At 72.4% G+C, this 4,060-nt stretch carries 3 protein-coding genes; 2 read left to right on the top strand and 1 reads right to left on the bottom strand.

Going from position 1 to position 4,060, the window contains the following annotated elements; all coding sequences use genetic code 11:
* Window positions 1-69: 69 nt before the first annotated feature.
* Window positions 70-702: a response regulator transcription factor gene (locus EHS43_RS39385; protein WP_125195372.1), complete on the top strand. Its 633-nt coding sequence runs from the start codon at window positions 70-72 to the stop codon at window positions 700-702.
* Window positions 703-739: 37 nt separating this feature from the next.
* Here the strand turns inward: EHS43_RS39385 and EHS43_RS39380 are convergent, their stop codons facing one another.
* Entirely contained in the window at window positions 740-2,164 is a 1,425-nt protein-coding gene (locus tag EHS43_RS39380) for an MFS transporter (protein WP_125195371.1), read from the bottom strand.
* 144 nt (window positions 2,165-2,308) lie between these two features.
* Here EHS43_RS39380 and EHS43_RS39375 point away from each other — a divergent pair, with 144 nt between their 5' ends.
* Window positions 2,309-4,042: an MFS transporter gene (locus EHS43_RS39375; RefSeq protein ID WP_125195370.1), complete on the top strand. Its 1,734-nt coding sequence runs from the start codon at window positions 2,309-2,311 to the stop codon at window positions 4,040-4,042.
* Window positions 4,043-4,060: the final 18 nt, after the last annotated feature.

Raw genomic sequence — 4,060 nt, 5'->3', positions numbered from 1 at the left:
GGATGTCCGGCTCCATCCCGAGCAACAGCGCGAGCGCGCCCCGCCCCCTACTCTTGGGCCGTGAACGAGATGCCCCGGGATCACCGGCCCGCCAAGTCGATCCGCGTGTTGCTCGCCGAGGATCAGGGGATGATGCGGGGCGCGCTCGCGCTGTTGCTCGGGATGGAGCCGGACATCCAGGTCGTGGCCCAGGTCGCGGCGGGGGACGCGATCGTGGACGCGGCGCTCATGCACCGCCCCGACGTGGCACTCCTCGACATCGAGCTGCCGGGGATGAGCGGTCTGGACGCCGCCGCCGAGCTGCGCGACCAGGCGCCGGACTGCCGGGTGCTGATCCTGACCACCTTCGGACGACCTGGATACCTGCGCCGGGCCATGGAGGCCGGTGCAGCGGGTTTCCTCGTCAAGGACGGCCCCGTCGAGGAGTTGGCCGCCGCGATCCGCCGGGTGCTGACCGGCGAGACCGTGATCGACCCCGCCCTCGCCGCGGCCGCCCTCAGCGCCGGCCCGAACCCGCTCACCGCCCGCGAGCAGGAGGTCCTCAGGGCGTCCACGGACGGTGCGACGGTGGCCGACATCGCCGGCGGACTCCACCTCTCCGAGTCCACCGTCCGCAACTACCTCTCCGCCGCCATCGGCAAGACCGGCACCCGCAATCGGATGGAGGCGGTACGGGCGGCCCGGCAGCAGGGGTGGCTGTGAGCCCCGCCGCCCTTGCGTGGCAGCCCGGACCGTTGCCTCACGTCACCGGAATTCTCCGCGGCAGCCACACCAGCATCAGCACGAGTCCGCAGAGCAGCACTCCCGTGCCCACCCGGAACGCCAGCGCGTACCCCTCGGTCAGCTCCTGCGCCGACGTCCCGCTCCCCGTCCGGGCGGCGGCCAGCGTGGACAGCACCGCAAGTCCCAGTGAACCGCCCATCGTTCGCGAGGTGTTGACCAGCCCCGACACCAGCCCGGCCTCCCCCGGCGCCGCACCCGAGGTGGCCAGGGCGGCGAGCGGGGTGGAGGCGAGGCCCGCGCCCAGCATCATCAGGACGCCGGGCCCCATGATCGAGGCGAGGTAGCCGCCGTCCGAGGTCATCGTCGACTGCCAGGCGTAACCGGTCAGCGCGACGAACGTCCCGAGGGCCGCCACCCGGCGCGCTCCGAGCCGGTGCATGAGTCGGGGCGCGAGCTTGGAGCCGAGCACGATCGCCAGGGAGCTCGGCAGCATGGAGAGCCCGGCTTCGAGCGGGGTGTACCCGAGGACGTTCTGGGCGTACAGGGTGATGAAGTACCACGTGCAGAACAGGGCCGAGCCGCTCAGGAACATCGCCGCGTTCGCCGAGGCCACCGCCCGCACCCTGAGCAGTCCGAGCGGCATCAGCGGGGCCGTCGTACGCGACTCGACGACGAGGAAGCCGCCCACCAGCGCGAGCCCGACGGCCAGCGGGACCAGGGTGGCGGCCGCCGTCCACCCCGCGGCCTCGGTCTGCGAGATGCCGTACGCCAGCACCGCCAGTCCCCCGGTGACCAGCAGCGCTCCGGGCAGGTCCAGGCGCCGCCCGTCCCCGGCGCGGCTCTCGGTCAGCCACAGCAGCGAGCCCAGCAGGACCACCGCGCCGACCGGCACGTTGATCAGCAGCACCCAGCGCCAGGACAGGGTGTCGACGAGGAGCCCGCCGAAGAAGCCGCCGGCCGCGCCGCCGCCCGCTCCGACGGCCGTCCAGGTGGCGATGGCCCGGGCCCGGGCGGCCCCCTCGGGGACGGCCGAGGTGACGATCGTCAGGGTCGCCGGGGCCAGCACCGCCGCGCCGAGACCCTGCGCGGCCCGGGCGAGCAGCAGTTCGCCGCCCTGCTGGGCCAGGCCGCCGGCCAGCGAGGCCAGCGTGAACAGCCCGAGGCCGACGAGGAACATCCGCTTGCGGCCGTAGAGGTCGCCGGCCCGGCCGCCGAGGAGCATGAAGCCGGCGAAGGCGATCGAGTAGGCGTTCACCACCCACTGCAGGCCGGACCCGCTCATGCCGAGGTCGGCGCGGATGGACGGCAGCGCCACGTTGACGACGGACACGTCGAGGACGACCAGGAACTGGCCCGCGCACGCCAGCGCCACCACCAGCCAGGCGGGGGGCGCGGGGCGGACACGCGAGGGTCTGCGGGTGGCGTCAGCGGCATCGAGCATGACGGTCATGGTCTCAACCCGCTCCGACTTCCCCAAGAGAATATAAAGAAATCGTTAGTACGCCGAAGCATCGGAATAGTTGCCCATGCATACGTAGTTCAAGCCACACGTAACCGATCTTCCAGGCCCGGAGGCCTCCCTCACATGACGCACACGCCGACCGACCAGCCCACCCGGAGAGCGTCCGGCGCTGTCGTCCCGGTGCTCGCCTTCGCGGGCATCGTGGTCGCGGTGATGCAGACCCTGCTCGTCCCGGTCATCAAGGACCTGCCGCAACTGCTGGACACCGCCCCCAGCAACGCCACCTGGGTCCTGACGTCCACCCTGCTCTCGGGCGCCGTCGCCACCCCGATCATGGGCCGCCTCGGCGACCTGTACGGCAAGCGCCGCCTGCTGATCCTCAGCCTCGCGGTGATGGTCGTGGGCGCCCTGGTCAGCGCGCTCACCAGCGACCTGCTCACGATGATCGCCGGCCGCACCCTCCAGGGCTTCGCCATGGGCGCGATCCCGCTCGGCATCGGCCTGATGCGCGACATGCTGCCCCGCGAGAAGCTCGGCTCGGCCATGGCCCTGATGAGCTCCTCCATCGGCGTGGGCGGCGGACTCGCCCTCCCCCTCGCCGCGCTGATCGCCCAGCACGCCGACTGGCACGCGCTCTTCTACGGCGCGGCCGGCCTCGGCGTCCTCTCGATCGCCCTCACCCTCCTCGTCGTACCGGAGTCCCCGGCGCGCGCCGAGGGCACCTTCGACGTCCTGGGCGCGCTCGGCCTCTCCACCGGCCTGGTCCTCTTCCTGCTCCCCATCACCAAGGGCAGCGACTGGGGCTGGACCTCCGGCACCACGCTCGGCCTGTTCGCCGCCTCCGCGGTCGTCCTCGTCCTGTGGGGCGTCATGGAGCTGCGGGTGAAGGCCCCGCTGGTCGACCTGCGCACCACGGCCCGACCGGCCGTCCTCTTCACCAACCTGGCGTCGATCATGGTGGGTGTCTCCTTCTACGTCGTCTCGCTCGTCCTGCCCCAGCTCCTCCAGCTCCCGAAGGCGACCGGCTACGGCCTCGGCCAGTCGATGGTCGTCGCGGGTCTCCTGGTCGCCCCGCTGGGCCTGACGATGATGGTCACGGCACCGGTCTACGCCCGCCTCTCCGCGAAGTACGGCCCCAAGTTCACCCTGATCCTCGGCATGCTGATCATCGCGATCGGCTACGGCGCCGGCCTCGGCCTCATGAGCGCGGCCTGGCAGAGCCTGGTCATCGCGGTGGTGCTGGGCGCGGGCATCGGTCTCGCGTACTCCTCTCTTCCGGCGCTGATCGTCGGGGCGGTCCCGGCGTCGGAGACGGGCGCGGCGAACGGCCTCAACACGCTGATGCGTTCCATCGGTACGTCCGTGTCGAGCGCCGTGATCGGGATGGTGCTGGCGAACACGGCGGACAACGTCGGGGGCGTCGCGATTCCGACGATGCACGGTTTCCGGGTGTCGTTCCTGATCGCGACGGGCGCGGTGGCCGTCGGACTGCTGATGGCGCTGTTCCTGCCGAAGCCGAACCGTGCGCCGCAGCTGCGGGCGAGCAGTGAGGAGGAGGCGAACCTGGAACGGGCCGAGGAGGCCCTGCGCGGATTCCGGGGCCGCGTCCTGGACGCGACCGGCGCCCCGGTGGCCCGGGCCAAGGTGACGCTGATCGACCGACGGGGACGCCAGGCGGGCGCGACGCTCTCCGACGCCGACGGTGCGTACGTCCTCGCCGTGCCCGCCCAGGGCGCCTACGTCCTCGCAGCCCGCGCCACCGGCCACGGCCCCCTGGCCTCCTCGGCGACCCACACGGGCGACGACCGCACGATCGCCCTGGACCTGGCTCTCCCGGGCGAGACGATCACGGCCTGACCGCCCGCCAACCCCCAC

The organism is Streptomyces sp. RP5T, assembly GCF_003933965.1.
Lineage (GTDB): Bacteria > Actinomycetota > Actinomycetes > Streptomycetales > Streptomycetaceae > Streptomyces.
Note: the sequence above shows the minus strand (reverse complement) of the source record. Positions and strands in the feature narration are given on the sequence as shown.